This is a genomic window from Limosilactobacillus avistercoris (genome assembly GCF_014836425.1).
Classification (GTDB): Bacteria; Bacillota; Bacilli; order Lactobacillales; family Lactobacillaceae; genus Limosilactobacillus; species Limosilactobacillus agrestimuris.
On record NZ_JACSQW010000045.1, the window covers coordinates 1 to 3,253 of the forward strand.

Sequence of the window (3,253 nt, forward strand, 5' to 3'; positions counted from 1 at the left end):
AGCTTGCACTTTGAAAACTAAATAATATCAATTTTCTTTATTAATTAACAAAACAAACCGAGAACACCGCGTTATTTTGAGTTTTTTAGAAATAATCGCTAACTCAATTAATCCGATAATCACTTCGTGATTATCAAGGTTAAGTTATGAAGGGCGCATGGTGAATGCCTTGGTACTAGGAGCCGATGAAGGACGGGACTAACACCGATATGCTTCGGGGAGCGGTAAGTACGCTTTGATCCGGAGATTTCCGAATGGGGAAACCCAACCAACTTAGTCGTTGGTTGCTTGACTAGTGAATCTATAGCTAGCAAGCGGTAGACGCAGTGAACTGAAACATCTCAGTAGCTGCAGGAAGAGAAAGAAAAATTCGATTCCCTCAGTAGCGGCGAGCGAACGGGGAAGAGCCCAAACCAACGAGCTTGCTCGTTGGGGTTGTAGGACTGAACATTTGAGTTACCAAAGAGCGACGTAGTCGAAACAGTTGGGAAGCTGTGCCAGAGATGGTGAGAGCCCAGTAGACGAAACGTCACTCCCTCAGTTCAGGATCCTGAGTACGGCGGGACACGTGAAACCCCGTCGGAAGCTGCGAGGACCATCTCGCAAGGCTAAATACTCCCTAGTGACCGATAGTGAACCAGTACCGTGAGGGAAAGGTGAAAAGCACCCCGGAAGGGGAGTGAAATAGTTCCTGAAACCATGTGCCTACAAGCTGTCGGAGCCCATTAATGGGTGACGGCGTGCCTCTTGCAGAATGAACCGGCGAGTTACGATTGCATGCAAGGTTAAGGTGGAAAAACTGGAGCCGCAGCGAAAGCGAGTCTGAAATGGGCGTATGAAGTATGTAGTTGTAGACCCGAAACCAGGTGACCTACCCATGTCCAGGTTGAAGGTGCGGTAAAGCGCACTGGAGGACCGAACCCGTGTCAGTTGAAAATGGCTGGGATGAGGTGTGGGTAGCGGTGAAATTCCAAACGAACTTGGAGATAGCTGGTTCTCTCCGAAATCTCTTTAGGGGGAGCCTTGGGATAAAGAATCGTGGAGGTAGAGCTACTGTTTGGACAAGGGGCCCGTCATGGGTTACCAACTTCAGATAAACTCCGAATGCCATTGATTTATGCCCAGGAGTCACACGATGAGTGATAAGATCCACCGTGTAAAGGGGAACAGCCCAGATCACCAGTTAAGGTCCCTAAATATATGCTAAGTGGAAAAGGATGTGGAGTTGCATAGACAACTAGGATGTTGGCTCAGAAGCAGCCACCATTTAAAGAGTGCGTAATAGCTCACTAGTCGAGTGATTCTGCGCCGAAAATGTACCGGGGCTAAGCATATTACCGAAACTGTGGATGTGCACTACGTGCACGTGATAGGAGAGCGTTCTAAGGGCGGTGAAGCTAGACCGTGAGGACTGGTGGAGCGCTTAGAAGTGAGAATGCCGGTATGAGTAGCGAAAGACAGGTGAGAATCCTGTCCACCGAATGACTAAGGTTTCCTGGGGAAGGCTCGTCCTCCCAGGGTAAGTCGGGACCTAAGCCGAGGCCGAGAGGCGTAGGCGATGGATAACAGGTTGAGATTCCTGTACCAGTTAACTGCGTTTGACGATGGAGGGACGCAGGAGGCTAAGCAAACCTCACGATTGGAAGAGTGAGGCCAAGCAGTAAGTCAGGATGTGAGTCAAATGCTTACATTCGGGTTGACAAGCTGTGATGGGGAGCGAAATTATAGTAGCGAAGTTGCCGATGTCACACTGCCGAGAAAAGCTTCTAAGGAGCATGTTAACTGCCCGTACCGCAAACCGACACAGGTAGTCGAGGAGAGAATCCTAAGGTGAGCGAGTGAACTCTCGTTAAGGAACTCGGCAAAATGACCCCGTAACTTCGGGAGAAGGGGTGCTGGTCGCAAGACCAGCCGCAGTGAATAGGCCCAGGCGACTGTTTATCAAAAACACAGGTTTCTGCAAAATCGTAAGATGAAGTATAGGGGCTGACGCCTGCCCGGTGCTGGAAGGTTAAAAGGAAGGGTTAGCTTCGGCGAAGCTCTGAATTGAAGCCCCAGTAAACGGCGGCCGTAACTATAACGGTCCTAAGGTAGCGAAATTCCTTGTCGGGTAAGTTCCGACCCGCACGAAAGGCGTAACGATCTGGGCACTGTCTCAACGAGAGACTCGGTGAAATTGAAATCCCTGTGAAGATGCAGGGTACCCGCGACAGGACGGAAAGACCCCATGGAGCTTTACTGTAGCTTGATATTGAGTGTTTGTACTGCTTGTACAGGATAGGTAGGAGCCATAGAAGTCGGAACGCTAGTTTCGACGGAGGCGTTGGTGGGATACTACCCTTGCATTATGACCACTCTAACCCGCAGCACTAAACGTGCTGGGAGACAGTGTCAGGTGGGCAGTTTGACTGGGGCGGTCGCCTCCCAAAAGGTAACGGAGGCGCCCAAAGGTTCGCTCAGAATGGTTGGAAATCATTCGCAGAGTGTAAAGGCACAAGCGAGCTTGACTGCGAGACAGACAGGTCGAGCAGGGACGAAAGTCGGGCTTAGTGATCCGGTGGTTCCGTATGGAAGGGCCATCGCTCAACGGATAAAAGCTACCCTGGGGATAACAGGCTTATCTCCCCCAAGAGTCCACATCGACGGGGAGGTTTGGCACCTCGATGTCGGCTCATCGCATCCTGGGGCTGTAGTCGGTCCCAAGGGTTGGGCTGTTCGCCCATTAAAGCGGTACGCGAGCTGGGTTCAGAACGTCGTGAGACAGTTCGGTCCCTATCCGTCGCGGGCGTAGGAAATTTGAGAGGACCTGTCCTTAGTACGAGAGGACCGGGATGGACATACCGCTGGTGTACCAGTTGTTCCGCCAGGAGCACTGCTGGGTAGCTATGTATGGACGAGATAAACGCTGAAAGCATCTAAGTGTGAAACTCGCCTCGAGATGAGATTTCCCATTCCTTCGGGAAGTAAGACCCCACAAAGATGATGTGGTAGATAGGATGGAAGTGGAAGTGCCGTGAGGCATGGAGCGGACCATTACTAATCGGTCGAGGACTTAACCAAGTTAAGCGGAAGTAAGGTTTGGAAGAAAAGATATTATTTAGTTTTGAGAGCGCAAGCTCTTGCCCAGAAGGGTAAGTGTGGTGATGATGGCTTGAAGGATACACCTGTTCCCATGCCGAACACAGAAGTTAAGCTTCAACACGCCAAAAGTAGTTGGGGGATCGCTCCCTGCGAGGATAGGACGTTGCCACGC

2 rRNA genes are annotated in these 3,253 nt (G+C 50.8%); both read left to right on the plus strand.

Going from position 1 to position 3,253, the window contains the following annotated elements:
- The first annotated feature begins 137 nt into the window (after window positions 1-137).
- Window positions 138-3,060 (plus strand): 23S ribosomal RNA (locus H9564_RS08965).
- 76 nt (window positions 3,061-3,136) lie between these two features.
- Window positions 3,137-3,253, plus strand: a 5S ribosomal RNA gene (gene rrf / locus H9564_RS08970).